This window comes from Syntrophales bacterium (assembly GCA_023229765.1).
In the GTDB taxonomy this organism is placed as follows: Bacteria; Desulfobacterota; Syntrophia; order Syntrophales; family UBA5619; genus DYTH01.
Window position 1 is genome coordinate 176731 of sequence record JALNYO010000001.1, and the last position, 25619, is coordinate 202349.

Consider the following 25619-nt stretch of genomic DNA (forward strand, 5'->3'; position numbering starts at 1 on the left):
ATGATTGGGATAGCAACGAGGACTTATGATCTGATCGGAGCGAGGGTTTTCCGTGATATGCCACGAAGCAAGGATCAGGAGAACCGCTCAGGCGCTCGTCGCGTCTCTCGTACTGGCACGCTTGATGGCGGCTGCGTGATCGCCGACATGGGGTTTTCTGACGGAGACCGGGGCATCTACATTGAGGAACCATCAGCGACCATTGAATCTGTGAATTTCGCTCGGTACATTGTCGAAGAGTATGCTCTGGTCATCGTGGCGATGGAAGACGGCGCATATGAAGCGGCGCCGGAATCGTATGCGGTAAAGGACGGAATCCTGTCCATTAGATTATTGGTATCTGAAAAGGTATCTGAATAAGGGGGGAGTATCATGGCAAGTTCATTCACACTATACAGTTCGTTTCGGAAATACATAATGGACGGTACCATCGACCTGAGCGCAGATACCATCAAACTCGCGCTCGTCACGTCTGATTATACTCCGAGTATCGCTCATGCAGTCCTCACGGATGTGATGTCATCGCCATCTCCGGAGGTCGTGGCGGTGGCCAGTCCCAGCAATGGCTATACTGCCGGTGGGCAGGCATTGAGTGGGCAGGCAGTCACGAAGACCGATTCTCCCTCAGGAGGAAAGTTCGACGCTAATGACGTCATCTTCTCGGCGCTCGCGGCTACATTCCGATACGGAATTCTATATGCGGATAAGACAGTCGGGTCTATCGTAGATCCGCTCATTGGATATATCCTCTACGACACGACTCCCGCCGATGTGACTGTCTCCGGAGTTGATTGGACAAATAAGTGGAGTGCATCTGGCATAGTCACGGATTAGGACACTGATATGGGAAGCGCGACTTTTTATCCGGCAGCGGTTGGAGATGACGGCTCGGTCTTTGACGATCCTGAACTCTATCTCGACGAGGATCTCTACATAGGGGATGATTCCGGATGGTACGCCCACAGTTTTATCCGATTTCCTGTCGTCTCTATCCCTGCTGGATCAGTCATCTCCTCATGCGTTGTACGCCTTGTACAATTCAATGATCCTCAGTGGTATCGCGATGCGACGGGCGCGGTCGTCCGGCTGAACGTGTTTTTTAACGCAGCCAATGATGCCGTGGCTCCCACGATCACTTCTGAATATACTTCTTTAGCGAAGACTACAGGCATCGCTTGGGATGGATTGGCTGGATGGACTCACGGAGTAGCCTACGATACACCCGACATTTCAGCGATATTGCAAGAGGTCATAGACCGTCCGGGATGGTCAGACGGTAATGCGGTCATGGTGATGATAGAGAATGATGGGAGTGATACGAGCGCTAATCGGAGCCCAGACTCTTATGATGCTGGCCGGGTGTCTCCTGCTCTGATCGTTACGTGGTCTGCCGGATCTGACGGTATCGAGGTTCCAGTCGCAGATGCCCATCTAATGGAGCATAACCCCGACTTTGGCGTGATGTCATCTCAGGTTCCCGTCGCTACAGCGACGTTGCTGGCGCGTAATCCGGCGTATATCTGGAACGTCCCACTTTCGCAGCAAGGGCAGGCGAAAGTAATCTATTATTGCATTCTTACTGGGGCTAACGATGGCGTCGATGATGTCATCTTGCCAATTTCATCATTTCAGGCGCGTGCTCGAGACGGAGAGCCGTCCTATTTGTCGTGCGTTGTCCCGGACTCGCTCTCCAACGAGGCGGCTATTCTGGCAAGAACGAATGGGGAGATTATCATACAAAAGGGCGTCCGGTTACACGATGGAACGGAGCAGATGGAGGAACTCATGCGGGTGGACTATGAGGATGTCCAGATTCATCGAGGAGCCTACAGCGATTCGGCTATCATCGGCGGTCATAAAACCGTGACGTCCAGCGCACCGAAGGAGTGGGCTGTCAGCGGGGTCTCGTTTTATGGTTTGCAGTCGGACGGCAAGCGGAGTATCCGAGCCAACATGGATCTGTTCCTGCGTCCCGGAGATACTTGTATCTATGGAAATGGGGGTAATGATTATTTCACAGTTGGAATGATTACGTATTGGGTGTCTGCGGTTCCAGCGACGTTTTACATGGAGGTTCAAGAGGCGTAGATGGGTCAGGCTAAGGTCATAAGTGGAGGCGCATCAGGGCTTTACGATGTTCAGATCGTTAAGCATGCGGGAGCCTCTGCGGCTCGTTTGGTCTCCATTGCGGCTCGTCTGACTGCTCTGGCAACTCGGATTGTTACCGCTACTTCCGCAGTAGACTCAGCGGAGACTGATCTGGGAGTAGCCCAGAGTGCTCTTGATGCTCTGATTCTACAGCCGGAGAGCCCGACTAAGAGTGAGCAGTTGATCTCAGCGAGGAAGGCTGTTCTGGATAAGCAGCGAATTCTGACGACGAAGCGTGGGGATCTTAGTACGCTCAATTATGAGCGAGCGTCCCTGATCAGAGATCAGACGTTGATCGCTGTGGCTATGGCCACGGAGATTCGGACTGGAGTCTGGTGTACTGATTTGACGGAAGATCTCGCCGTGGGAACTACAGTTGGTACGATGGAGATGAATGGAGTCGATGACCAGATCATTCTTGCTGCCGGGGGGTCTGTGAGCAAATCAGTCGGTCTTCTCCAGCATGCGGGGGTTAGTACTCCGTCTGCGGTTTTCTTGAACAAAGTTTTGCTTCCCTGTTGGCAGAAGTGGAAGCCGACCTATCGCGTCGGGACTATTCTCACCATCGACTCTGCTCTTGATCAGTGTGACGTGGCGATCGCGCAGCAGTATAGCGAGGAGCAGGGCCTGCCTATCAATCAGGCGGGGATCGAATGCGTCATAACGAAAGACGCAGTCCTGGGATGGGAGGACTACATCAACGAAGATCCAACTTTCGAACTGGCTACTAATACGGATGATACCGATCTTGAGATGTCAGAGCAGTTGAAGGCAGATCTTGCGAGAATCAATGCGGAAGTGAACAGCCGGTTCAAATATAAGTTAGATATAGAACAATATGGCGAGCTGGAGAATTGGACGCAGATGGCTGAAGGTGGGTCGGGTGACTGCGAGGATTTTGCGTTGACTAAGGCTCAGAAACTTCTTGATCTTGGCTATGCTGCGTCAGCGATCCACATCGAGGTTGGAGTTGCTCCGAATGGCAAGGGTCATGCGTGGCTCGTGATCCAGACGAGTGAGGGAGATCTTGCTCTTGATAATAATTATCAAGAGGTCATGAATAATAATGTGACTCCATATACCAATCGGAGACGTCAGACAGGGATGATCTGGTCTGTCCCCGGCGTGAAACTCTTAGCTGTCCCAGTCGAGTATATGACTTGTAATAGCTCCGCCTTCATTGTGGGTGATGAGGTAGTTGTGGAATTCACGGGTCAGAACTGGTTAACTCCGAAGGTGATCGGCTTTACGAAGAACCCGAGAGCGTGCTGCACCATGCTGGCTGATTTCAAGCAACTCGATCCATTAAATTTGGTAAATGATGAACCGGATTTTGGCGGAGACTATAATTTGGGCTACGGGGATAAATGCTATGTCATGCATTGCGATGACCTGGTCGAGATCGGAGCGATGGGGGTAGACATCCCGTCAAACATAATCTCCTATAGCGTCCCTAAAAGCATCCCGGCGCTTCCGCCCGCGACTCCACGGGAATCATGGTATGTCGGGATTCATGGTTGGTCGTATACCTTGGTTAATCAATATTTTGTTTGGGTGCGTGTTCCATCCGGACATCAGGCACGGAATAAAGAATACCGATTGATTATGGATATCGAAATTCAGTCCGGGACGGTGCTTGAATCGGTGAATTTGAATATATGGAATGGGGCTTATGATGAAGACAATTGGTGGAGACCTCCAGTTGCATTGCCAAAAACTCGCGGATGGATGTATGCAGGCGGAGTTCCCGATGGAGGGATCAAATATACAAAGGTAGGTTTTTCTATGGGTGTCCAGCGGATTACGTATGATTTCACCTGCGTGGGAGAATTGCGCATAAAGTTGCAATCATATGATTCCAGATTCTATTGGAAAATATACTCAATCTTGCCGAAAATTTAAGGAGGTACACCATGCCTAAAATCAGCAAATACAAAGCGGTCACGGCGCCTGCGGATTCCGACGTCTATATTGTCGTCCAGGGTGGGGTTACGAAGAGAGTCACCTACGCGCAGATCAAGGAAGGTTTAGTCATCGAGGGAAGTGTTATTTCCGATGATATTGGCCACATTGTAAAACTGACACAGGCGCAGTACGATGCGCTCAGCCCTGTCGATTTGGATACGCTCTATCTCATAGTGGAGGCATGATCATGAAGTTGAGCGACGCGGTGAAGATATGTGCAGGATCGGACGGTATCGCTAAAGTAATGCTCGGAGCGAGCGAGTTGTGGACGAGTGGCGGAGGAAGCGGTAGCGGAACATTTTATCCGCTTGTAAGCGGCGACGATGGGATGTGGTCGAAGGATACACTTCAGTTTAATTCTGGCGCGACTACGGTGGGTATAGGTCGCGGCACAGACATGTATTTTGGAGGTGATGTTGATTATAACACCTTCATTCGTATCCCTGTTACAATTCCGCGAGGGGCGACCATTGTTACATGCATTCTCACGCTGGTACCACGTGATCAGATAACCGGTGCAGGTGATTGTCCTGTTAATATTTATTTTAATAATGTTGATGACGCGGTTGCTCCAACAGATGCCCCCACATCTGAAGCCTTGGCCTTAACCGCAGCAGTGCCATGGAATATCACGGGGACGCCAACAATTTCACCAGAGCTAAAGACGATACTGCAAACGGTAGTTAACCGTGATGAATTTACAGACGCAACTGCGGTGATGCTTCTCATTAAAAATAATGAGTCAGAACATGCTTGGCGGATATGGAGTTTGGATTCAGGAAACGCAGCATTACTTTATGTGGAGTGGTCCTGATGAAGAGGAAGAGTCCTGGCGACTAACGCCTCCTGCGGAAGGCCAACGTCCGTCGCACAAAGCGCAAATTCCGCAAGCAGGCGCGTCTCTACCGCCGGGGCCTTCTCTGCATGGCCTCCACCCACCCCGACATAGCCTCATGGCTGGGCCACGCGAAGCACGCCGACACATGGAAACTCCGCCGGAGAATATTTGAGAATCTGAGGCAGTGGGGTCATAATGTGTTGACGCTGATTAATTCTTGAATCGTCCAAATGTGATCTGCAATCTTTGCTTCCATCGCCGGGGTCACTCTCAACGTCTTGTGGACTCGGCAAAAATTATAGTATGCAAATTGTAAAGCATAAGACCATTTCAAGTTAACCCATTTTTTACTGAAACCATTCGTTAAGCGCGTCATTCTCCGCATTCCCATACGAACCGTGAGGTTCTGGCGTTCAATGTGAGACGTTGAAGCCTTCTTTAAATCCGGATTACCAAAAACGGCACCCTTATCGCAACCGACATACGCAGCAGGAGAATAGCGAGTTTCGTTTTCTTGGCTTTTCCCATAAACTTTAATGACTTGAGCAAAATCAACAAACTGCGCACCTAAACTATAAACAACGGCATCCTTGTAAGCCGAGAAACCGTCTGTATTGATTTGGAAGCCGCCCCTTGTCGCATGTCCCAATTTCTCAGTGAAAGCGACCGTATCTACTACGTTCCTGTGACCAAGGTGCCATGCAAGAATCAACTTATTATGGCGCTCCATAGCGATAAAGCACCACGCATCACCTTTTTCGTTATCAGTCGGTGCTTTTGCTTTCTTGGTACGAGACTTCATGCCGACATAGCCCCATATCTCATCGCAGGAGCATTCCTTGATTGTTAACGCCTTGGTCCTATCCTGCATTAAATTTTCGCAACGCGGCCCAACCAGCTCCAGCAGAGAAAGAATAGTGCGCTTTTCAACACCCGTAATCCGCTCAGTACTCTGGATCGAACATCCCTCCACAAGATGCTGAATGACAGAGACAGCCTTTTCTACCGGCAAGCGCATGTCATCAAGGGGCCTTTCGTGAGGTTCAAGGAAAGTTTTCTTGCAGGCAGGGCAACGAAAACACGGAATATTTTATTTTATGAGTCTTAAGTTTCCCGGTTTCTTTGGTGATCCAGGAGCGGCACGGTTCATTGACCCGCCCGGTAAAGGGAGCAATGTCAAATTAAAAATTAAGGAATCAATATCCTTAGAATAAATCTTCATATCTTTTGCTATGTTTTGTTTTGTAACGCCTTCCTGGCGTAATGCTTGGAAAAGCATCGGGAGTAATTTTGATGTTTCTCTTTGCAAAATAGGATTAGGTTCTTTTTTTCTATAGCCCCGCTTTGAAAGTCCAACACAAAAGCTACGATATTGCCACTCGGTTATTAAGGATAACTCTTTCAATCGTCTCGTATAGGCGAACGCAGCCACCTTCCATAGACATTTGTCTGCTATAATTTTGTCAAGCGTGGTGGGCATGCGAAAGTATGCCCTAACGCTACTTTCGGTCATCAGAAACGTTGCGGCAAACTCGTGTGCTTGAATCTCAGCAGCCTTACCTATCCCTCCATGCTTATGCAATACCAAATGTCCTAATTCATGAGCTGCGTCAAACCTGCTATGTTCAACAGATTTTTGAGTATTTAAAAAAATAAATGGACGATCAGCTTTCCAGAAAGAGCAGGCATCCATGTCGGTAGAATCCGCTGTTAATGAAAATACTCTAATACCTTTCGATTCAATGAGATGGACCATATTCCCAATAGGATTCTCACCAAGCGCCCACATGGATCGTAAAGTTTCTGCCGCCGCTGCTGGAGTAAGGTGCCTTAGGTCTGGAACTGCAACAGAAGGGGTATCAAATCTTTTGTCTAACCATTCCGACAAGTCCAAGGCAAGCTGTCCCTCATGCAGAACCGCATCGCGGACCTTGGCTGCCATTCTCGAAAGAGACCTAAAGCTAACAGCGCTATCATCCAGCGGCGAAATATCATCTGCAAAGAAAAACTCTTCGGGGAATTCAAGAATCGATACAAATTTATGAAGTGTAATAGATTGTGGTTCAGCGCGCCCATTTTCAAAATCCGATAACGTTCTGGTCGTGATGCACAGGCGATCACATAAGGCTTGGGCGGTGAGCCCCCTTAGTTTACGTGCAAACTTAAGACGCGTAGAATTAAAAATTAAATCATTCATTGGCTTTTCGCTTAATTTCAATATCGAAGTCTGAATATAACTCTGGTTGGGTAGCCTTGTTTATTGGCGTACCGCCCAAATTACCCGATGGCAAGAATATACGTTTCCTCCATTGGTTAATTCTAAAGGTGTAAAAATCAATACTTATCGGCAGGGATAATTCCATCCGGATTTCATTTTTTGCCAAATCTATATGGTACAGCAAAAACCAAGTTGGAGTTCTATCGGGATCATAAGGCGGATCGGCTAATACCATCTCTGGAAATAATTCACCTTGGTTTCTATTCTTAAAGACGAGATTGCTCGTCTGGCTGCCCTTATGATTCTTTGTTTTTGGTTCGATTCCATTCCGACCAGTATTATCGTCACCACTTGATGCGGTAATCGCAAACTGGCTTGACGGTCCCAATACCATTTCAATGTTCCCTTCTCTATGATGCTGCCACCCTTCCGGACAAAGGAAGTCCCGCAAAGCTCTTATTGCAGCAAAATAGGCATATGATCCAGCCGCAGCTTTCGCGTCATTAGGCGTGGCTTGATTGTATTCGCCTAATATTCTGTCGCCAATTTCCTGAAAAATAATCGGCGTAAGACCGAATAAGTCGAGTGCGTGCCTGTGTTCTTGCGTCCCCGGTTGAATGATTGATGCGGTCATTGTGCTCTCCTCTTAAAACGAATTTCCTATTTTAATACATCATTTGATGTCGAAAAACAAGAAGTATTTTGAGCCGCATCGAATATTGTTAGGAAATTTGGCATGTCTTGATAAAAAGTATCAATATTGTTGATTATTTCTTGGACCACCTGGACTTCGCCGCTTTTTGGGCTATCTCCTTACGCTGTTCAGGGGTCAACTTTTCTGACCGTGCTCTTCCGCTCTTCACCCCGCCCTTGCGCCCCGCTTCCACACGGCATGGCACCTTTCCAGGCACAGGCGGAGGTTCTTGAGAAACACCATCTCTTTCGGCATCACGTCTGAGGATTTCCTGAAGGGCGTCAAACGCTATTTCATTTTCGTCTTTTCGTTTTGGCATGCCTGCTGTATACCATATTCTGCCAAGGGATGCATTTGCTTTTTGAAACCATCAACACGCTATTACCCCACTACCGAATCTGATTTTTAGTTGATTAAACGCCCCGAAAAGGGTAGAGTCAAAAGCATCGCCGCGACTAAGGGTAATAATGTTCAATAATTGGTCAATAATGCCGTCAAAAAGCGGCATAAAACGGGATAACGTGAAGGTACAAACGCAGTAAATATAATTAGTTATAAGAAGGGCGATGACCTTGCACTGCTTTGGGAGCAGGATGTCGTGTGTTCAAATCACACCGCCCCGACCAATAATATCAAAAGGTTGCAACTTATTTTGCAGCCTTTTTTTATGCTGAAAATCGACCGGCTACAGAATTGGCTACAAGATTGTAGCCCCTATGGATGAAAAATATTTTCAATAAAAAAAGGTGGATACTCACCCGCCCATCAATCATAATATCCCACTTTCTCAGGATTGCTCCTGTCCCGCTTTTTTATTTCCTTCCCATAAAAAAAACCCCGGATTTCTCCAGGGTATTTTTGTGCTGCTTACCTATTCCAATTTTAAATTTATAATGCATCTAATCCTTTTCCAGTTTTCCGCATGCGGTATGAGACACCCTGAGATTGAAAATTAATTGAAGAGATTTCGGTATAAAAACATTCAATGATGGTCTCCGAGAAGTTCCACGTAGTTTTTAGATCTTTCATTCCATCAAGTGTGAGTGTTCTTGATATTCTTTCGGCTGGGGTGATGTCCTCTTTCTTATAAGACCACTTTCCATATTTCTCAACCAAAAGCTGTTCAATGGCATAGTAGTCTGTAATCCCGCCTTTCTTATTACTTAGGGTGACTTGTATTAGGGTATCGGTTGCTTTGCTCATAGCAAAGCGAACATCATACAGCATATTATTAATAGAATAATCGTTCAGACCTATTTTTGCGTAATCGTCTTTCCAATCCATAGCTTTATCAAAATACACAATTTTGTTTCCAAATACGCTCACTATCTCTTTCTCGGTCATCCCCCATTTTGTACCATTCCACCCCTTAACATCCGGTATTTCGTCTGCCATCACTGTGCACGCCAATAACAAGACTATTAATAAACCTGATAGAATCAATTTTTTCTGCATAGCATTACCTCCCACAAATAAATCATCTTTCCCGTTTTCCGGTATTCGATAACACGGCCACACGACATACCATCCCGGAAAAATATCAAGCGGGATTCCCCGGCCCATTGCCTACACCGTCCCTTGTGGTGATTTCCCCGCCTGGTGGCTCTGGTGAAGCCGTATGTGTGATTGTTTGCCCCGAATATCCTGCCGAGCCTCCCACATTTGCCCCAGGTTCAACGATCCGGGGTGCGCTTGCTGCTCCCTATTACCTAAAACAATTCGGCCAATATTTTATTAACCGTTTTACTGTCGGAAATTGCCATAAATTTCCGTCCATCTTTCAGGAAGGCGGCGAAAGCGACTTCTTTTTTGTTTCCCCCAGCCAAAACACCCGCAAGCAAACCGAGTGGACCAAAGACGGCAGCGCCTAATGCGCCCCATGCAGCAGTTCCTATAAATTTCTTTTTCGATTCTTCGTTGATAATTTCGATATGGTCAAAATCTTCCCGGATTGATAATGTTCCTTTTTTGTTTCCAAATGATCCGGAAAATGGAATTGATAGGTCCCTTATCCTTAAATTATTATCAAAACAGCTTGAGCATAATTCATATTTGCCATTCGTTAAATCTCCGGCGACAATCTTGATGCCCATAATAAGCCCCCCTATCAACCTTTTGAAGGTAAACTTTTCAGCTGTGCTTGCCTAGCACTATGTCCTACTTAATGTCATAATACATATATTCTTTCGCAAAATTACCCCAATCATGAAATTCAATCCTTTTGATACCAACTTTTTTTGCAGCATCCATCAATGATCTATCGTGAATTACCTTGTTGGCATTGTCAGCTTGAAAATTTACATTAATTTTCATTGTGCATTTATCATCGCCTATGAAAGTTATTTCTGTCGCAGTCCGAATATTTTTATCCGTAAGCCACTTATTTTCATAGTTAACAGTAAGTTGCTCCTTATGAAAAGCACCCTCATTAAAAACATCTTTACTTTGAGGCCGCTTAATCTCTTCGCGGTATTCCGGCTTTTGTTCTTTATTTGAAAAATGTAAAACCCCGTCATCCCCTTCTTTTGACTGTATATTATTGGCAGCATTAAGGTTGCTGGAAACGAAGAAAATTAAAATAACTAATAATATTGAGCAGAAATGCTTCAGCATAACCCCTCCCCACAAATAAATCACGTTCCCCGCTTCATCGCCATATTAGGCTTGCCATGTGTGACCGCATTTTGGACAAGCAGTTGGTTTTCTGCCCGCAAGTAATGACAGGAGACCGAAAGGAAAGAAGATAATTGAAACGATGATCTGCCAAGTATTAAAACCACCCTTGGTGGCCAGTCCGTTGCACTTCGGACAAGATAGTTGAGATGCCATTTTTTACCCCCTTTATTTCCATGCTCCCTACCTCATGCCGGAAATGATCTGCAACGCCCTGATTGCCTCCTCAAGACCGATCTTATTGTCACCATTGACGTCCCATCGGGCGCGTTCCTGCAAGGCACCGTTTATGGCGGACTGGTCTAATTCCTGTTTCGTATAATAATTATAAGGTATCGCCGCTGCTGTCGTGACGGTCGCAACCCACGCCCCTTGGTTGGCCCCTCCCAGGTCAATATCTAATAAATAGTAATCATCCTTGGTGATGGTCGCTGAAACGGTTACATGTGTACCGGCTACTATTAAATTCGTTAGATAATCTATGGTTGTGCCATCGCTCTTGATAAGGTGAACTATGAAATTAGATGAATTGGTGCGCGTGACCGTTAAATCGAATATATAAAGCCCAGGGCGCAATCGAAACAAACTTGTCACCGATTGGCCGCTGCCCGAAAAGCTCGCCATTGTTTCAGCGTAAAGTGGTGTAACGGTGAGAAGTAAAAGAAGAGCAATGATAATCTTTTTCATAATCCCTCCTTGTAAATAAATTACATGCCCCGCTTATCCTCAGAAGTCCCACGTCGAATTACAGTTCCCGCAATGGGCTTGCGTCAATCCTTCTTTCCTTGATAGCCCCGTGGCCAACATGGAAACACCAAAGGTCAGGAGCGCCCCTGTCACCTTCGCCCCGCTCACGCCCTTCTTTCGCTTAACAGGTCTGGTGTGGACAAATCCTTTCGTTTGGCAGTGGGGGCAGATATATTGGGGACTGATTGGGCCGTAAGCTTGCAGAAGTTTTTCGGCCTCGTATATTTCCTGTCTTTCCTGTAAGTGCCTTTCTTTTACCGGATCAGGTTTAATGTTTTTCTGGATAGCGTAAATAATCAAGACGATAATAACGCACCCAACAAAAGCAAGAGTATCTCGCATCTTATCCCCTTTTCTCCGCCAGATTTCCCGGTATGCCTACCTGCATTTATAGACTTCAAAGTTCACTTGCACCATATCTACCCCGATTGCTTTTGTGCTACTGGTAGATATAATCTTATAGGAATCTCCCCCGGCATTAAGTGTGTTCTGCTGGACACCCTGCATCATATTATAGGGCATTGCCTGCATATATTGACTCTTTATAAAGGAGCATTTAGTTGTATCTGATACCGACGACACCCTCCCCGATTCCGGGGTAATCTGTAACCCTCCGCACCCCATCAACCCCAACACCAAACAAACTACAACGATCTTTTTCATAAAAGCTCCTTTCTGGTATGTGGGCTCCGTTCCCTCCTCGCATATTTGCCCCAGGTTCAAAGATCATCATCGGCGTGACCATTCGGTTATTCGGTTGAGGGGGTTCCCGCTACAGTTACTCTTTTTATTTCTACTTGCAAAAACCCCGGATTTCTCCAGGGTCCTTTCCGGTATCACGGCTAAACTTTTACTGAACTACGAGATTTGTAATGCTACAACTTGTTTTCGCCGCCTGCGAATGGATGAAACCCATATTGAAGTCATGAACTCCTTTGCTTTTGCCTGGTTCAACGACCTCGTATATTACCCTGCTATTACTGTCTATTTTTGTGCCGCTATTGGAATAATGCTCGCATGTCAATTCTATATCCTTTACAGCCCGGTTGCTTTTGTTTTCAAAGGTTGCATTAACCAACATCACATTGTCAAACCCACTCTTGTGCCAGCTCAGTTTTTTGATTTTTACTTGTTCTTTTACTTGTCGTTCTATATCAGCGGCACTGGGCTTCGATGGTGTGGAAGATGGGGAATTGCTGTTTTGTGAGAACAACGCTCCGATGATTCCAATCACAATAAGCACCAGAATAAGTCCACCGCAGCCTATTGACTTAGCTTTTATCTTGGCCCCACACTTTGGGCAAGAATCTGCTTTTGCGCTAACATCGTTCCCGCATTCCTTGCATTTCATTAATGCCATTCGCGTCTCCTTTCGCTTATTATTGGAGGTATCCTTGAAGACCAAAGCATTGAAAATATAGCACATAAAGATTGGAATGATAAAAATAGGTAAAAATATATATAAGACAGCCACCATGAACCCAGGAATACGGGTAATACTGAATTCTAACGAGTCAAGTATTACGTAATAGACGATAATTGCCAGGATCGTGGTTATGGTGATTATGGCTTTCTTCATGCTCTTCCTTATTTTTGAGTCGAGTAGAGCGATTTCTTCCGATCAAACATCATAAACATAAAAACCCCGCACTCTTTTTATGAGCCACGGAGTTCGAGAATCAATCCATTCATGTCAGCCTCTTTGCCGCTTGAAGGTTTATGTTCTTTTCTGTAAACTGTAAAAAGAATTTTACACGCTTTATGCAGCGGATGCACCATTTATAAATCCTTTGTTGTCATTAGTCAACAGAATATCCCTCCCGCTTCTGTTAAGCTCCTTCTCGCGGGAGGCGAACTTGACGATCGAAGAGGCATTTGGGGAAGTAATCAGGGATATCAGGAAAGCAAAGCAAATCTCCCAAGAAACACTTGCTGATGCAAGCAATCTTGATAGGAGCTTTATTTCCCTCTTGGAATGCGGCCATAAGCAACCGTCCCTGGTCACGATTTTTCAGCTCGCAAAAGCTTTTAACGTTTCCGCATCAAATATTATGTTTCTTGTTGAAGAGAAAATAAAAAAAATAGGTGGGGACAATAAAGGCAGAAATATTTGATGGTCGTATTTGCCCTCTCCGTAGAAGGTTCCCGCAAATCAAGCCTATGCTGTTTCCGTTCTTCGTTCATTGCGCCGCGCCCATCAGCGAGTATGGTGCATCTTGCCACGGTGTCAAATGATCTACTTTGGATTTGTTTATGGTTGACGACTTAAATATAATATTCCCCCATCAAAAAGCGTACAGTCTTCACTATTACCAGCCATACTGTTCCGTTTCCTGATCCACAATAGTTCCTTAATAAAAGGAGATTGAAAATGAAAAAGGTTATAAAAAGAACTGTTGGTAATTTCAAAGCCAGAACTGCCGATGGGGAAATCATCACAATAATGATCATACAAGAATTTATCATCGGTGCTCTCGCATTTGGTGATACCATACGGCAGGAATCACCAGGGGATAAGCAATTTGTTACATCAAATGGTAGGCAAGTCAATGAGATTGACGAAAATACCTACGATGTATTTAGTGATACCGGCAGTAAATATAGGGTTACTCGGATATAACCCGTTTTACCGACTCTCCGTCCATATCAAATTCTGTATGCATAAGGCTATGCCTTCCGCATGTATGTATAGGCTCGCCATAATAATCCCATTTGAGTACGCCACCGTTCAATTCCGGGGCTTCTCCCAGAAAAAACAGATGAGTTGACGTTGCTTCTAAATCGCAAAAACTGCATTTCATAACCTCTAACCCTCCCTTAACTTTTCTCACCATCTATTTCACCAAATTCAGCGGAGGCCGGGAAGGTGCAAACTTTCCTGATCCCGCAGCCTTGGCCTTTTCTTCCGCGCCCGCCTTCTTGCCCGCCTCACCTGCTTTGGGATGACAATAAGGTGCCGCGCTTATGGCCATCCTTAAGCGCCTTCGCGGATCTTCTGCCGGATCGCGCATTATTCGCAGCATGAATTCTAAGGGTGTCAAGTTTTCGGCTGCCGCTGCCACCGCTATGTCCTCTTGAGGGTTTTTGTTCTTTGCTCCCCGTGGTCGTCCTGACCCCACTCGTAAACCTCCGTGTCCCATTTGATTGAACCTCCTACTTATTGATTTTGCAACTCACTAAAACTTGATTAAAAAAGCCGTGGCAGGAAAAAAATCTGCGCGTAATACCAGACGAGGTTTCACGGTTTTCGATGCCCCAGAGACTGAGGCCGTAGGGGTGGTCTCTTATTAATTCAATCACTTACATCATCAATCCGTGGTTCGGGTGCATCAAATCGCCACCAAGCAAACGGCATATCACCGGGGGGGTGCATCTTCATCCAATCAGTCGTGATTTCATCTTTCACGGTGTCCCATATAGCTTTTAAATCAGCATCCCTGCCAGAGAGTAAAAAAACATCACATCTATCCTCTTCAGGAAAAGGCCCGTCATAATTACCTGTTTCAAAGTAGAACCTAAGCGCCGGGGATATTGTCGGCATCATCGCCCGTTTTCGTCGTGTCCTATTTGTGGGCATTTTTCGCCTCCATTTCCCAGGCTTCAAGCAAACCCAGGCGTTTTAAATATTCATAATTACTCTCATAAATGTCGCTAATGTTAAGTTGCGGGGGTTCTGGGCTATATTTTGCACCCCACCATTCATGAGTGCCGATTTTCAAACGTGGTGACTTTTGCGCCAATTCTCCCCAGTATTGACGTGGCCGTTGGAAAGGTCTGTTGCGCTCCCGGTTCTGTTCCAAGTAAGTGGCCATGATCTCCTTATGGTGCGCCTTCCAGAATGCCAGCGAATCTTTCCCCACCCATGGCGATTGACTCCCGGTTCCAATAGTGCGCGGAATAAATTGCAATATTGTGCAATGCCACCTGATCCAAGAGATAATATCGCCACCTCCGATCCGTCCCCTTGTGCGTCGTGTTCGTGTCGTCGGCATTAGCTACCCCCTGGTGGCCGCCCAGCCTTGTCGCGGAGCGGCTCTAAATCCAAATTCAAGTGTTTCAGCGCCATCAAGAATTGACTGCGTGAATCTCTAATGACAGAAAGTAATGGATGAGCCTTGATCCCGCCCCGATCCCCTCCCACCGTAAGACCTTCTATATCAACTTGTGCCATGGCCTTTTCCATCTGGTCTTTGGCCTCCATTCCCGCCTGTAGGATCGCAATACCGTGATCATCGTAAATCCCATAATCTTTCTGGATTGAATTTTTAAGTTTTGCCGATTCTTTTGATAACTTTTTCACTGTTTTTTACCTCCTATTTTCTGGCAACCAAGAAAAAACTTGATTGCGCCGAAGCTACACGGCCAATCCGGTTGGTGGTTATGAAGCGTGAAAGAATACCTATGCCCCCGTTATCATTATGTATTTATCAATAACTTGCATCATCACCGCACCAAATTTTCCACCTGGTCAAGGTCGGCCATCGGTTCGCCTGAAGCCATCGCAATAGCTGGAGCTGGAGCTGTCGATTGATAAGGGCTTGGCGGCGTTCGTGCTCCTGCTGCTGCCTTCTGGCCTCTGCCTGGTCGTCGGTTATATCCTGGTTCATTATTGTGTTTCTCCTTGCCATTCTAAGCCGCCCCCCATTGCCTGAATTGCTTCGCCGTCCGTCAATCCGCCGTCAATCGTCATGATCGCCAAGCTCCCGCGTAGCTATTTTCATGGATCGAAGAGATACAAATAATCCTGATTGATTTCTTCAAGGACTTCCATGATTCTCTTTTCTACCGGATAGTTGATCAAATCGCTGACTTTACCTTGGATTTTTTGTATCATCAAGGCTACTTCGCCTTCGGCGTAACAGAGAGCATCCTCTTTGATGCGAACCATCTCCGGCGCGTATTTCTCGGCACATACAACACAAACTGATTTTCCCGTCTTTTCATCACGAAAATCAAAACGTATAGGATCACATTGCTCGTTACAATACGCGCATGGAGCTTTCGTTAAAAAATTGACACGTTGCAGAGTAATTCGCCGATTGTCATTTCCGTTGGTTGCCGTTTTCGCCGCTTCCATCAGTTCGTTTTCCATTGTCGTCTCCTTTAGAAAATTATTATTTCGGGTAAATTCCCGCCATCATCAGCCGTTCCCGTGGGTATCTCATTAGACAGTCCAGCAGATATCCACTCGGTGAAGCCGTCAGCCGTTATCAAATCAAAAAGTTTCATTGGCTTTTTCCGCTTCAGCATAGGACAGCGCCGCCTCGCGTATCGCTACCAAATCCGGCCTATATTTTGCCGCGCAAGAATCGCAGACAAGGCTCAGGCCGATCCCATAGTCCAGCCCCATAGGGTCGCATCGGGCACCGCAAAGGTCGCAGGGATCATTGGTTATGGTGTTATTTCTAAAGATTGTCATTTTTGATAAATTACCCCCGTTTTCCGTTGCCCTCATCGCTCACCTCCATCACTAAAATTCAGTTCACCCTGAAATCGTTCCCGCTGTTCCTTGTTAACCTGATCGGCGGAGAGCACCTTGACTTTTTTTGAACCGACAACAAAGTGCGCCACCCTGTCAAAATAATCATCGGGTAGCATCAAGACTTCACACCCAATGCCGCCTATGGTCGCGTAAGAATATTCACTTTCAAGCAAGCCGTGTTTAATACCGAGATACGCCGCCGCCTGAAATTCTTCGGCATTTTGAACGCCAGCGCGTCGGGAGCGTGTTCGTATATCATCACGCATTCTTTCAGTAAAAATTTCGGGGTAGTTCCGCCATGTCTTAGTGAATAACGGAAATGGCAACCATGCGGATATGTTCTGCATAACTCCGGCTATCTTTGAAACAGTCCCGGCGATTTCGATTTTTTCTTGCGTTTCCATTTTACTTTCCTCCTTTTTATAACCGTTAATAACCATCAACATTTTCTTCATGGTTATGGCTAAGTGGTTGTATTTATAATCATATAACCATCATAACTATCATAACTATCAATATTAATATTAGTATATAAATAAGCCTGTATAGTTGCTCTGTGTATTTTGTAGCAAAGTTGAAAAAGTGCCGTTTTCATAGTGATGATGGTTATCGTCAATATATTCAATAAGTTATCAATAACCATCACGGCATCCTCCATAGTTATGTCGGTTATATTATCGAAACATCTTGATATTACACGCTTATTCATAGTTATACCTCTTCATCCCAATCAATTGCTTTTTCCATTTTGAGCAGAGTTTCAAGTGCGCTTCGGCAATCAGACAAGGAGGGAAGAAAATAATACCACTTCCCATCACCTTTCTGTTTCCTCTGGACTGTGGGACATAGCTCCCTGAACTTCTTTCCGAATACTCGATCGGTAGATTTAAAACGGTCGCCCATGGCTGTCGAAAATTTCAAATAGAGTTCATACAGTGCGTTGCATTCAATAGCAGTAGGCCATGAAGTATCGAAAGATCCATGGTCAAAACACCCGGCCCGTAATGCCTCAAACCAAAATTGCTTTTCTGACGGCCATGTCTGAATAATCTGGTCAAGTAGCGCCTCTCGTCGCGGGAATGCTCTAAGGTCAATACCTGTGATGTCATGGTGCAGGAGGTCGTACAGCATCGCCTCCCTACCGCCATTCTCCATCTCATCGACTATATCCCCGAAATAAGCAGCATCATCCATGTGGACATCAGAGACATCCAAAACAAACATTCTCCGCTCTTCGGTGTCTGCCGGTACAACCCAGGCGTTGTTTGAGGCGAAGATAAAATTACAATGATTCTTAATTCTGAAAGCCTCTTTCCCTTTTGGTTCAACCATTATAAAATCTTCAGTTATCATGCCTTTTAACGCGCCTTCAGCCTCCTTATTGCCACCCCAAAACGCCTCATCAATGAATACAAAAAGTGCATCCTTAAAATGGCTGTTGAATCGTCCGGAAAGCAGGGTATGGCTAATTATGTGCTTAAAGTGCTGCCCGAAAATCTTTCCAAAGTTATTGACAAATATTCCTTTTCCTGTTCCCTGCTTCCCTCGCAATACAGGAACTACCCCTGGCCTCTTGCCTCCAGGGTCTTGAACTAACCGCGCCAGCCATGCCATAAGGTAATTGAATACCTCCCTGTCGTTGCTACAGATGATCTCCAGGAGGTGGCGCTCCATACGTCGCCATTGTCCCTTGACAGGCTTAAGAGCAAATCCCTGCCAGAGGTTGTAAACACCATCCTTCTCATTTCCTGAAGGGTCGAAGACGATACGGCTGTATTCCTTCCTGTTAGGATGGTTCAACCAGTATTCCGCAATAGTCATTTTTCGCTTCCGGTCTCCGTCTTCGACCAGTACCTTTCGATTTTGGTATCGGTTTTTAATGTCCTGAATGGTGGAAAAATCGACATCTGGCCGATTCGTCGTCGGGTCAATGACGTGATTCAAGATAAGGCACTTCCCGGCAAGCATGATGACGGCGTGCTTTTTATTCAGTGACTCAATAATACCTTTGTTGCTGGTATCGGATTCAATAGCCTGTGGCACAGCGTCCACAACCTTTTCCTGTTGATGCTTTGGGGTATCCGGCAGAGGATCGTCAAGTGGTCCCGGTTCGGGTGGGATAGGGTTTGCGTAAGTTGAATGGATGATATTTAACAACTCATCGTCCGTGATCTTGAAATTTAGCGAGTGACATTGTTCCCGTACATCTTCATAGAGGTCTTGAATAGGCATTCCCCGCTGAAACCCCAGGTGAACCAATGCCGGAATTTTAGACACACAGAGGATGCCGCGTTCAGCATTATATTGTTCGGCGAGGGGAGGGGAGGTCATCGGCTTTTCCTTCCAATGGCCCGCACCCGGTTTTCTGTTCTGTCGACTGCTTTCTTTGCTAACCATTCATCAACCTCATTGACGAACCATCCAACGGAATTTCCGCCCAGGCTGATTCGCCGGGGGAATTTATCTGCCTTTTCCATCCGCCATATAGTCGCGTCGCTCAGGCTGAGTTTACTGAAAAGTTCCGGTTTTCTGATAATTCGCGTTTCCATGCCTTTCACCTCAAAAAAAATGCCAGTCAAGTTTCCTTGATTGGCAATATAATGTAGTGAAATGGAATGCGTAAGTCACGAAAGGGAAATAATTATTCCAATTTCGTGACCTCTTTTTTTAAGGCTGCGTGGATTTTTCTTTTCGGGTATTCGTATTTAAGATTAAGGCCCTCAAGTGCAATTTTCACCACGTCCACGAAAAGGCCCTCAAGATATTTAGTCGGTTTTTTATAAAAACATCGTTCCCATGTCTTCGCTATTTCCGCTACAATACCTTTACTATCAGCAGTTGGCCTTCCCTTGAAACGCTGCCCCATTGAATCATCAAGACGCTTGATTTTTTTTATCAATATACTCAACAGATTCCCTGCGGTAACAGCTAATTCTTGGCATTCTCCGTATTCTGGATTGTGCACGTCAAATGCGGAAAAGCTGGAAAGTTGGCGAATTAATCGGCCTTCATTTATCTCATTTAGCAGGGCATAGCTCTTTTCCAAAAGAGTGACCATGGATTTTCTATCATTTTTATAGGTTCTGTAATCCGGTTGGTCAAGCAAACAGGCTGCGCCTTCGCAACAGTCACGAAGTTCAACAATAAACCGCATGACTTGTGCGGGCTCAAATTTATTTAATAGCAATAAATCCTTAATATCGTATGCCTGTCGATGTGTGAAAGGGTAACAATCATAATAACCAGGAATTTCTAAGAGTTCCTTTTGCATTTCTTTTAATTCCATCTCCGTAAGAAATTCTGTTTCTTCTATTTCCGTCTTAATATCTTTATCCATGACGCACCTCGTTTAATTGAATGACGTTTGAAACAGATTCAGAAAGGCCCAGGATTTCACTCAATCGCCGTTCCCATAGGGCAAGCGCTTGACGCTTCTCTGCATCGTAACTGTGGCGGTTATAGATCCCCAGGACGCCTTGAAGCTTGTGTCCCAGGACGCGCTCGGCAACGATATCCGATATGCCTATCTCTGCCAGCCGGGTTCGTAGCGTCCTGCGTAAGTCGTGGGGGGTGAATCGTTCATTGATTCCCATTTCCGCACTGTGTCGTCGGATCGCATTGGCCATCGTGCCGACGCTAATAGGGATGTCGGATTCCTTTGGTTTGGCAATGTCCGGTTTCTTGTGTTGGTAAAGCGGCGACCGTGGAGACACAAAGACGAACCTGCTCCCGGTGCTATATGGTCGCGCCTGTTCGATGATCTCCGCGAGCATCGGGGTTATCGGGACCCGATTTTCCTCGCGGGTCTTGGATCGATCAGCAGGGATAATCCACCAATCGCCTTCGATTTCGTTCCAGCTCATCCCGGCGACCTCTCCCGGCCTCTGGCCCGTTAGCAGGATCGCCTTGAGTGCCAGTTTGGTCAGTCGATAAATGTCGATGTCGGTCTGTTCCAGTTCAAGACAATTCCAGAGAGCCTTAATTTCTGCATCTGTAAGAACTCTCGAACGGCTGTTTTCTTTTCCCCGTCGCATCCCGGCAAGAGGGGAGAAGTCGATAATGCCCCTCTCGCTCGCAAAATTGAACATGCGGATCAAGACCCCTTGTAAGCGGTTTGCAGTAATAGGAGCTCGCTTTCGAACCTTATCAAGAAGCAGGACCGCATCCCGGCGGGTTATTGATGAAACCTTGCGTTTTTTCCATGTTGGGATTGCGTCCTTATCGACAAGTCGTTTCCGCTCGTTGCCTGACGGGGTCTTGCCCAGCTCTTCTTCCCAAAATTCGTCAAGAAGGTCTTGAACGGTCGGTGCCGCCTTCCGCTTGGCTTTTGCTTCTATTGCCTTCTTTCCCGGATCAATGCCTTGCTGCACATCCATTATTGCCTGATTGTGGCGCTTCCGTGCCTCCTCCAACGGGATACCGGGATATTCGCCCAGCGTCATTATACGGGGTGCCCCCTCGAACATGTAGCGAAAAAACCACGATTTGCCGCCGGTAGGCTTGATCCTGATTGATAATCCCTTTGCGTCTGTTACTTCGTAGCGCTTCTCCATCGGTTTCAATTTTTTGATTTGCAGATCTGTGAGACCCATGATATAACCTCTCGAAGCTTTTGGAAGAGTGCATTTCCTGGCTACAAGATTGGCTACAAGAAATGCCTTGTTAAGGGTGAAAAATGATGCAATGTCTTGCAAAGGAATATAGACACTTTTAATTGTAGTGTCAAGGGTTTTTGAATAGGCATGAAGCGGTTTGATGAAGGGTGAAAAACGTCCTTTTTTGCTTTGGGAGCAGGATGTCGTGTGTTCAAATCACACCGCCCCGACCAATAATATCAAGAGGTTGCTGGTTTACAGTGGCCTCTTTTGTTTTTATGGGTGTGACTTCGGGGCGGGGACGGGGCGGATTTTGGCTTGCCTGCCGGTTGTTAAAACAGGCGCGCTATGGTAAAGGGCAACTTCCGCCGGCGGCCAGAGAAAAATGCCGATAGGAGAATGTCCGCGCACCTGGAATGCCGGAGAAAACGAGAGGGAAAGCAGAAAATAATGCTGCGCTATGTTGCCAAACGCCTGATCTTCATGATCCCGCTTTTATTGGGGATTACCATTATCTGCTTTGCCGTGATGCATCTTGCGCCCGGGTCTCCTACCGATTTGCAGACGCAGATGAACCCGCGCGCCTCGGTTGAGATGAAGCAGCGGCTGAAGGCGCTGTACGATCTCGATAAACCGCTTCCGGTTCAGTATTTCCTTTGGCTGAAAAAGATTGCCGTCTTCGATTTGGGGACCTCTTTTTCAACGGATCGCCGGCCGGTTTCCGACAAGATAAAAGAACGGCTGCCGATTACGATTCTCCTGAACGTGCTTTCGCTGTCCCTGATCATGATCGTGGCGATTCCGCTGGGGGTCTTGTCGGCGCTGCATAAGGATTCGCTATTCGACAGAATTTCCGGGGTTTTTGTCTTTATCGGCTTTGCCGTGCCTACCTTCTGGCTGGCGCTGCTTTTGATGATCCTTTTCGGCATCCACCTCGGCTGGCTGCCGATTTCCGGAATACGGTCGCTGAATTACGAATACCTCCCGCCGGGGATGGCGCTCTGGGATTTTGTGAAACATCTGATTATGCCGGTTTTACTTTCCGCCTTCGGGGGGCTGGCCGGTCTTTCGCGCTACATGCGGGCGAATATGCTGGAGGTGATACGGCAGGACTATATTCTGACGGCCCGGGCGAAGGGGCTTTCGGAAAGAAATGTCATCTACCGGCATGCCCTCCGAAATGCGCTGCTGCCGGTGATTACGATTCTCGGCCTCTCGGTGCCGGGGCTGATCGGGGGGAGTGTTATTTTTGAGACGGTCTTTGCGATTCCCGGCATGGGACAGCTTTTTTATATGGCGGTTATGGCAAGAGATTACCCGGTGGTGATGGGGATTCTTTTCATCGGCGCCGCGCTTACGCTTCTGGGGAATCTGCTTGCCGACGTCTCCTACGCGCTTGCCGACCCCAGAATCCGGGTATCGTGAGGCAAGCTGATGGGGAATGATTTCTGGAAGAGATTCCGTAAAAACAGGATGGCCATGGCGGGGGGGCTCATAGTTGTCTTTTTGTTTATAGTGTCCCTACTGGCGCCGTGGATCGCCACCTGCGATCCGAATGCGATCGACCTGAGAGATGTGCTGGCGCCGCCTTCAATCGGTCACCCCTTCGGCACCGATCAGCTCGGCAGGGACGTTTTTTCCCGGATGATCCATGGGGCGGGGATTTCTCTGAAGGTCGGCTTTGTGGCGACGGGGATCGCCATCCTCATCGGGACAATTCTCGGGGCGCTTGCCGGATATTACGGCCGCTGGGTTGATGCCGTTATCATGCGGTTTGTTGATATCATGCTCTGCTTTCCGACTTTTTTTCTGATTCTGGCCGTGATCGCCTTTCTGGAGCCGTCGATCTGGAACATCATGATCGTCATCGGACTGACCGGCTGGATGGGGGTAACCAGGCTCGTTCGAGCCGATTTCATCTCGCTGAAAGAACGGGATTTTGTGCAGGCTGCCCGGGTTATAGGCGCGGGCGATCTGCGGATTATTTTCCTGCACATCCTGCCGAACGCGATGGCCTCGGTGATCGTGACGGCGACCTTGGGGATAGCGGGGGCGATTCTCACCGAATCGGCGCTGAGCTTTCTGGGAATCGGGGTGCAGCCGCCGACCCCGAGCTGGGGAAACATTCTGACCGCAGGGAAGGACAATATCGACATCGCCTGGTGGCTTTCCCTTTTTCCGGGGCTGGCGATTCTGATCACCGTTTTGGGTTACAATCTGCTGGGGGAAGGGATTCGCGACGAGCTTGATCCGCGCCTGCGAGGTTAATGATAAGGATCTTTACGGGGTAGATATGGGGGAATGGCTTCTGGTTTTGCCGGCATGGCTGAAGGTGGGCGTATCATTTTTGGGGATATTGCTGTTAAACAGGTTCGGCTTTGCGCTCGGGTTTAGCATTTTGTTGTCTTCGATAGTTCTTTCCCTCTGGTCAGGCGCGGGGATGGCCGGTCTTTATTTCCAGTTGGACAACTTTGTCCTGCCAGGGAATTACCTGCTGCCTGTGGTTATCGTCCTTTTGCTCTTGCTGGTTGAAGTTCTCGGAAAGACCGGCCGCATGGAACGGACGATGAGCGCCCTGCAGGCGATGTTTAAAAACAGAAAAACGCTTTTGGCCGGGCTGCCCGCCCTGATCGGCATGCTGCCGATGCCCGGCGGCGCCCTTTTTTCCGCCCCTCTCGTGGCGGCAGTGGATGACAACAGTGAACTTGCGGCTCCGGAAAAAGCTGCCATTAATTACTGGTTTCGCCATATCTGGGAATACTGGTGGCCGATGTATCCTGGCACTATTCTGGCGGTGAAATTCTCGGGACTTTCTTTCACGAAATACATGCTGCTGCAGTTTCCCTTTACGATAGTTACGCTGGTGGGGGGATATTTTTTCCTTCTCCGGAAACTGCCCGCAAAAGAGTCAGTTGTTAAATCATCGTTGCACAGCAAAAAGGAAGATATCTTTTCCGCCCTTGGCCCAATTTCCCTGCTGGTTCTGACGACAATTCTGGGATCGTCCGTTCTTTCCGCCAACGGGGTTTCAAAAACAGTTGCGTCCCTGCTGGCGATGCTTGCCGGGATTATTCTGGCAATAACCGCCTCCCTGAGAGGCAACAGCCTCGCATTTCGGCAATCAATCGGCATCTTCAAACGGCGCAATTTGTGGCTGATGGTGCTTTTGATAATAAGTGTGCAGGTTTTTTCCATTGTTTTGAGATGTCCGCTGGATCAAGCCGGCAGCAGCATCGTTGCCGGCATGCGTGACGAGTTTGTCCGGGCGGGCATTCCCGTTTTTTTAATTATTATTATGGTGCCGTTCATTTCCGGATTGGTCACCGGGGTCGCCTTTGGCTTTGTGGGGGCGAGTTTTCCCATCGTTTTTGCCATTATCGGCGCCGCACCCGCCCCGGGAGTAGTTGCCTCAGCCATTGTGCTGGCTTATTCCAGCGGTTATATCGGGATGATGCTTTCTCCGCTGCATGTCTGTTTTGCCGTTACCTGCGAATACTTCGGCACCCGGATGTCGGGCGTTTACCGTTACCTGGCGGGGCCATCCCTGCTGATTTTCCTGACCGGACTTATTCTTGCAGGGCTTTATCTTACTTTTCTGTGATATTCCGGGGACATAATACCATTGACATAGCCCTTCTAAACTGCTAAACTTTCCAGCATGGTTCGCATTTCGAGAATTATAACTGTCGGTTATCCTCACCATATCACCCAACGCGGCGTCCGTTCTATGGATATTTTCCAAAGTGGTGCGGACCGGCATATCTATTTGCAGTATGTTAAAGAATAGACAGAGCGTTACGGTGTAGAAATTCTCTCCTGGTGCCTCATGACTGGGCGTACTCTTAAGCGAGGGAAACCGGGGAGGCCCGCGAAAAGCAGCTTGGAAATAGGCATTATGTCCCCCGAATAAAAAAGGTGAAAAAGGCTTCATGGTAACCTCGGAGCAGAATGAACTCGGCCTGCAGGCGGAAACCCGGCATCTGAAGGAGATGGTTGGTGCGCTGCGCGAACAGATGGAGAAGATCCGGATCGATGAGCAGGAGCGGCTTCAACGCGCCTTGGCGGCGGCCAACGAGGAAATCGGTCAGCTCAAGAGCATGATCTGCGCCCTGCGGGACGAATTGGAGCGCCGGAAGATCGAATCCGAAGAGCGATGTTCAGCCATTGAACAGGCCGCCCGCGACGAGACTAAGCAGCTTCAGGGGATGATCAGGACGCTTCGGGAGAAATTGGAGACGAAGAAACCATAGGGGCGCTAT

Annotated in this window: 31 protein-coding genes and 1 tRNA gene; 13 read left to right on the forward strand and 19 right to left on the reverse strand. The window is 47.4% G+C overall.

From position 1 onward, the window contains the following. The 6 genes from M0P74_00875 (at position 1) to M0P74_00900 (ending at position 4927) form a co-directional block, all read left to right on the forward strand. Positions 1 to 360 carry a hypothetical protein gene (locus tag M0P74_00875; GenBank protein MCK9362148.1) on the forward strand — a complete coding sequence of 120 codons (360 nt, stop codon included), beginning with the start codon at positions 1 to 3 and terminating at the stop codon, positions 358 to 360. 156 nt (positions 361 to 516) lie between these two features. Then, positions 517 to 834 carry a hypothetical protein gene (locus M0P74_00880; GenBank protein MCK9362149.1) on the forward strand — a complete coding sequence of 106 codons (318 nt, stop codon included), beginning with the start codon at positions 517 to 519 and terminating at the stop codon, positions 832 to 834. Positions 835 to 843: 9 nt separating this feature from the next. Continuing rightward, positions 844 to 2088 (forward strand): hypothetical protein, encoded by a 1245-nt coding sequence (locus M0P74_00885; GenBank protein ID MCK9362150.1) that lies wholly within the window; start codon positions 844 to 846, stop codon positions 2086 to 2088. Beyond that, the gene (locus M0P74_00890; protein ID MCK9362151.1) at positions 2089 to 4050 is read left to right on the forward strand and encodes a transglutaminase-like cysteine peptidase; all 1962 of its coding nucleotides are present in this window, start codon (positions 2089 to 2091) and stop codon (positions 4048 to 4050) included. A gap of 11 nt (positions 4051 to 4061) precedes the next feature. Continuing rightward, positions 4062 to 4298 carry a hypothetical protein gene (locus tag M0P74_00895; protein ID MCK9362152.1) on the forward strand — a complete coding sequence of 79 codons (237 nt, stop codon included), beginning with the start codon at positions 4062 to 4064 and terminating at the stop codon, positions 4296 to 4298. Between the two features lie 2 nt (positions 4299 to 4300). Continuing rightward, on the forward strand, positions 4301 to 4927 hold the full coding sequence (locus M0P74_00900; GenBank protein MCK9362153.1) for a hypothetical protein: 627 nt from the start codon (positions 4301 to 4303) through the stop codon (positions 4925 to 4927). A gap of 214 nt (positions 4928 to 5141) precedes the next feature. On the opposite strand, the gene M0P74_00905 is transcribed toward M0P74_00900, so the two are convergent. The 9 genes from M0P74_00905 to M0P74_00945 all read right to left on the reverse strand — a co-directional run bounded on the left by M0P74_00905 (position 5142) and on the right by M0P74_00945 (position 12643). After that, positions 5142 to 5963 (reverse strand): IS1 family transposase, encoded by an 822-nt coding sequence (locus M0P74_00905; GenBank protein ID MCK9362154.1) that lies wholly within the window; start codon positions 5961 to 5963, stop codon positions 5142 to 5144. A gap of 78 nt (positions 5964 to 6041) precedes the next feature. After that, positions 6042 to 7148 (reverse strand): XRE family transcriptional regulator, encoded by a 1107-nt coding sequence (locus M0P74_00910; protein MCK9362155.1) that lies wholly within the window; start codon positions 7146 to 7148, stop codon positions 6042 to 6044. Beyond that, a complete protein-coding gene (locus M0P74_00915; protein MCK9362156.1) occupies positions 7141 to 7803 on the reverse strand; it encodes a hypothetical protein in 663 nt (220 codons plus the stop codon). The genes M0P74_00910 and M0P74_00915 overlap by 8 nt, the downstream gene beginning before the upstream one ends. 948 nt (positions 7804 to 8751) lie before the next feature. Then, the gene (locus M0P74_00920) at positions 8752 to 9318 is read right to left on the reverse strand and encodes a hypothetical protein (GenBank protein ID MCK9362157.1); all 567 of its coding nucleotides are present in this window, start codon (positions 9316 to 9318) and stop codon (positions 8752 to 8754) included. A 254-nt stretch (positions 9319 to 9572) separates the two neighbouring features. Beyond that, positions 9573 to 9956, reverse strand: coding sequence for a hypothetical protein (locus M0P74_00925; GenBank protein MCK9362158.1), 384 nt, complete (start codon positions 9954 to 9956; stop codon positions 9573 to 9575). A gap of 64 nt (positions 9957 to 10020) precedes the next feature. Next, on the reverse strand, positions 10021 to 10476 hold the full coding sequence (locus tag M0P74_00930) for a hypothetical protein (GenBank protein ID MCK9362159.1): 456 nt from the start codon (positions 10474 to 10476) through the stop codon (positions 10021 to 10023). A 243-nt stretch (positions 10477 to 10719) separates the two neighbouring features. Then, positions 10720 to 11223, reverse strand: coding sequence for a hypothetical protein (locus M0P74_00935; GenBank protein ID MCK9362160.1), 504 nt, complete (start codon positions 11221 to 11223; stop codon positions 10720 to 10722). Between the two features lie 39 nt (positions 11224 to 11262). Then, entirely contained in the window at positions 11263 to 11625 is a 363-nt protein-coding gene (locus M0P74_00940) for a hypothetical protein (protein MCK9362161.1), read from the reverse strand. Positions 11626 to 12133: 508 nt separating this feature from the next. After that, on the reverse strand, positions 12134 to 12643 hold the full coding sequence (locus M0P74_00945; protein MCK9362162.1) for a hypothetical protein: 510 nt from the start codon (positions 12641 to 12643) through the stop codon (positions 12134 to 12136). A 496-nt stretch (positions 12644 to 13139) separates the two neighbouring features. Between M0P74_00945 and M0P74_00950 the strand changes: the two genes are divergently transcribed. Beyond that, positions 13140 to 13397, forward strand: a complete 258-nt coding sequence (locus M0P74_00950; GenBank protein MCK9362163.1) for a helix-turn-helix domain-containing protein — start codon at positions 13140 to 13142, stop codon at positions 13395 to 13397. Between the two features lie 257 nt (positions 13398 to 13654). Beyond that, a complete protein-coding gene (locus M0P74_00955; GenBank protein MCK9362164.1) occupies positions 13655 to 13903 on the forward strand; it encodes a hypothetical protein in 249 nt (82 codons plus the stop codon). Between the two features lie 672 nt (positions 13904 to 14575). Here the strand turns inward: M0P74_00955 and M0P74_00960 are convergent. The 10 genes from M0P74_00960 to M0P74_01005 form a co-directional block, all read right to left on the reverse strand. Continuing rightward, on the reverse strand, positions 14576 to 14860 hold the full coding sequence (locus M0P74_00960) for a hypothetical protein (protein MCK9362165.1): 285 nt from the start codon (positions 14858 to 14860) through the stop codon (positions 14576 to 14578). After that, positions 14847 to 15095 carry a hypothetical protein gene (locus M0P74_00965; GenBank protein ID MCK9362166.1) on the reverse strand — a complete coding sequence of 83 codons (249 nt, stop codon included), beginning with the start codon at positions 15093 to 15095 and terminating at the stop codon, positions 14847 to 14849. The genes M0P74_00960 and M0P74_00965 overlap by 14 nt, the downstream gene beginning before the upstream one ends. A gap of 179 nt (positions 15096 to 15274) precedes the next feature. Further along, complete coding sequence (locus M0P74_00970) at positions 15275 to 15583, reverse strand: P27 family phage terminase small subunit (GenBank protein MCK9362167.1); 309 nt, start codon at positions 15581 to 15583, stop codon at positions 15275 to 15277. 127 nt (positions 15584 to 15710) lie between these two features. After that, a complete protein-coding gene (locus M0P74_00975) occupies positions 15711 to 15890 on the reverse strand; it encodes a hypothetical protein (protein ID MCK9362168.1) in 180 nt (59 codons plus the stop codon). Positions 15891 to 16000: 110 nt separating this feature from the next. After that, the gene (locus M0P74_00980; GenBank protein MCK9362169.1) at positions 16001 to 16375 is read right to left on the reverse strand and encodes a hypothetical protein; all 375 of its coding nucleotides are present in this window, start codon (positions 16373 to 16375) and stop codon (positions 16001 to 16003) included. Positions 16376 to 16498: 123 nt separating this feature from the next. Beyond that, a complete protein-coding gene (locus tag M0P74_00985) occupies positions 16499 to 16702 on the reverse strand; it encodes a hypothetical protein (protein ID MCK9362170.1) in 204 nt (67 codons plus the stop codon). A gap of 32 nt (positions 16703 to 16734) precedes the next feature. Further along, positions 16735 to 17169 (reverse strand): hypothetical protein, encoded by a 435-nt coding sequence (locus tag M0P74_00990; protein MCK9362171.1) that lies wholly within the window; start codon positions 17167 to 17169, stop codon positions 16735 to 16737. A 307-nt stretch (positions 17170 to 17476) separates the two neighbouring features. Next, a complete protein-coding gene (locus M0P74_00995; GenBank protein MCK9362172.1) occupies positions 17477 to 19162 on the reverse strand; it encodes a DUF5906 domain-containing protein in 1686 nt (561 codons plus the stop codon). A gap of 244 nt (positions 19163 to 19406) precedes the next feature. Beyond that, the gene (locus M0P74_01000) at positions 19407 to 20102 is read right to left on the reverse strand and encodes a hypothetical protein (GenBank protein ID MCK9362173.1); all 696 of its coding nucleotides are present in this window, start codon (positions 20100 to 20102) and stop codon (positions 19407 to 19409) included. Next, the gene (locus M0P74_01005; protein ID MCK9362174.1) at positions 20095 to 21357 is read right to left on the reverse strand and encodes a tyrosine-type recombinase/integrase; all 1263 of its coding nucleotides are present in this window, start codon (positions 21355 to 21357) and stop codon (positions 20095 to 20097) included. Before M0P74_01005 ends, M0P74_01000 begins: the two co-directional genes overlap by 8 nt. Positions 21358 to 21513: 156 nt before the next feature. On the opposite strand from M0P74_01005, the gene M0P74_01010 reads away from it, so the two are divergent. The 5 genes from M0P74_01010 to M0P74_01030 all read left to right on the forward strand — a co-directional run bounded on the left by M0P74_01010 (position 21514) and on the right by M0P74_01030 (position 25610). Continuing rightward, positions 21514 to 21593, forward strand: a tRNA-Pro gene (locus tag M0P74_01010). Between the two features lie 217 nt (positions 21594 to 21810). After that, positions 21811 to 22785, forward strand: coding sequence for an ABC transporter permease (locus tag M0P74_01015; GenBank protein MCK9362175.1), 975 nt, complete (start codon positions 21811 to 21813; stop codon positions 22783 to 22785). Between the two features lie 9 nt (positions 22786 to 22794). Further along, positions 22795 to 23628: an ABC transporter permease gene (locus tag M0P74_01020; protein ID MCK9362176.1), complete on the forward strand. Its 834-nt coding sequence runs from the start codon at positions 22795 to 22797 to the stop codon at positions 23626 to 23628. Beyond that, a complete protein-coding gene (locus tag M0P74_01025) occupies positions 23606 to 24961 on the forward strand; it encodes a DUF401 family protein (protein ID MCK9362177.1) in 1356 nt (451 codons plus the stop codon). Before M0P74_01020 ends, M0P74_01025 begins: the two co-directional genes overlap by 23 nt. 328 nt (positions 24962 to 25289) lie before the next feature. Further along, positions 25290 to 25610 (forward strand): hypothetical protein, encoded by a 321-nt coding sequence (locus M0P74_01030; protein ID MCK9362178.1) that lies wholly within the window; start codon positions 25290 to 25292, stop codon positions 25608 to 25610. Positions 25611 to 25619: the final 9 nt, after the last annotated feature.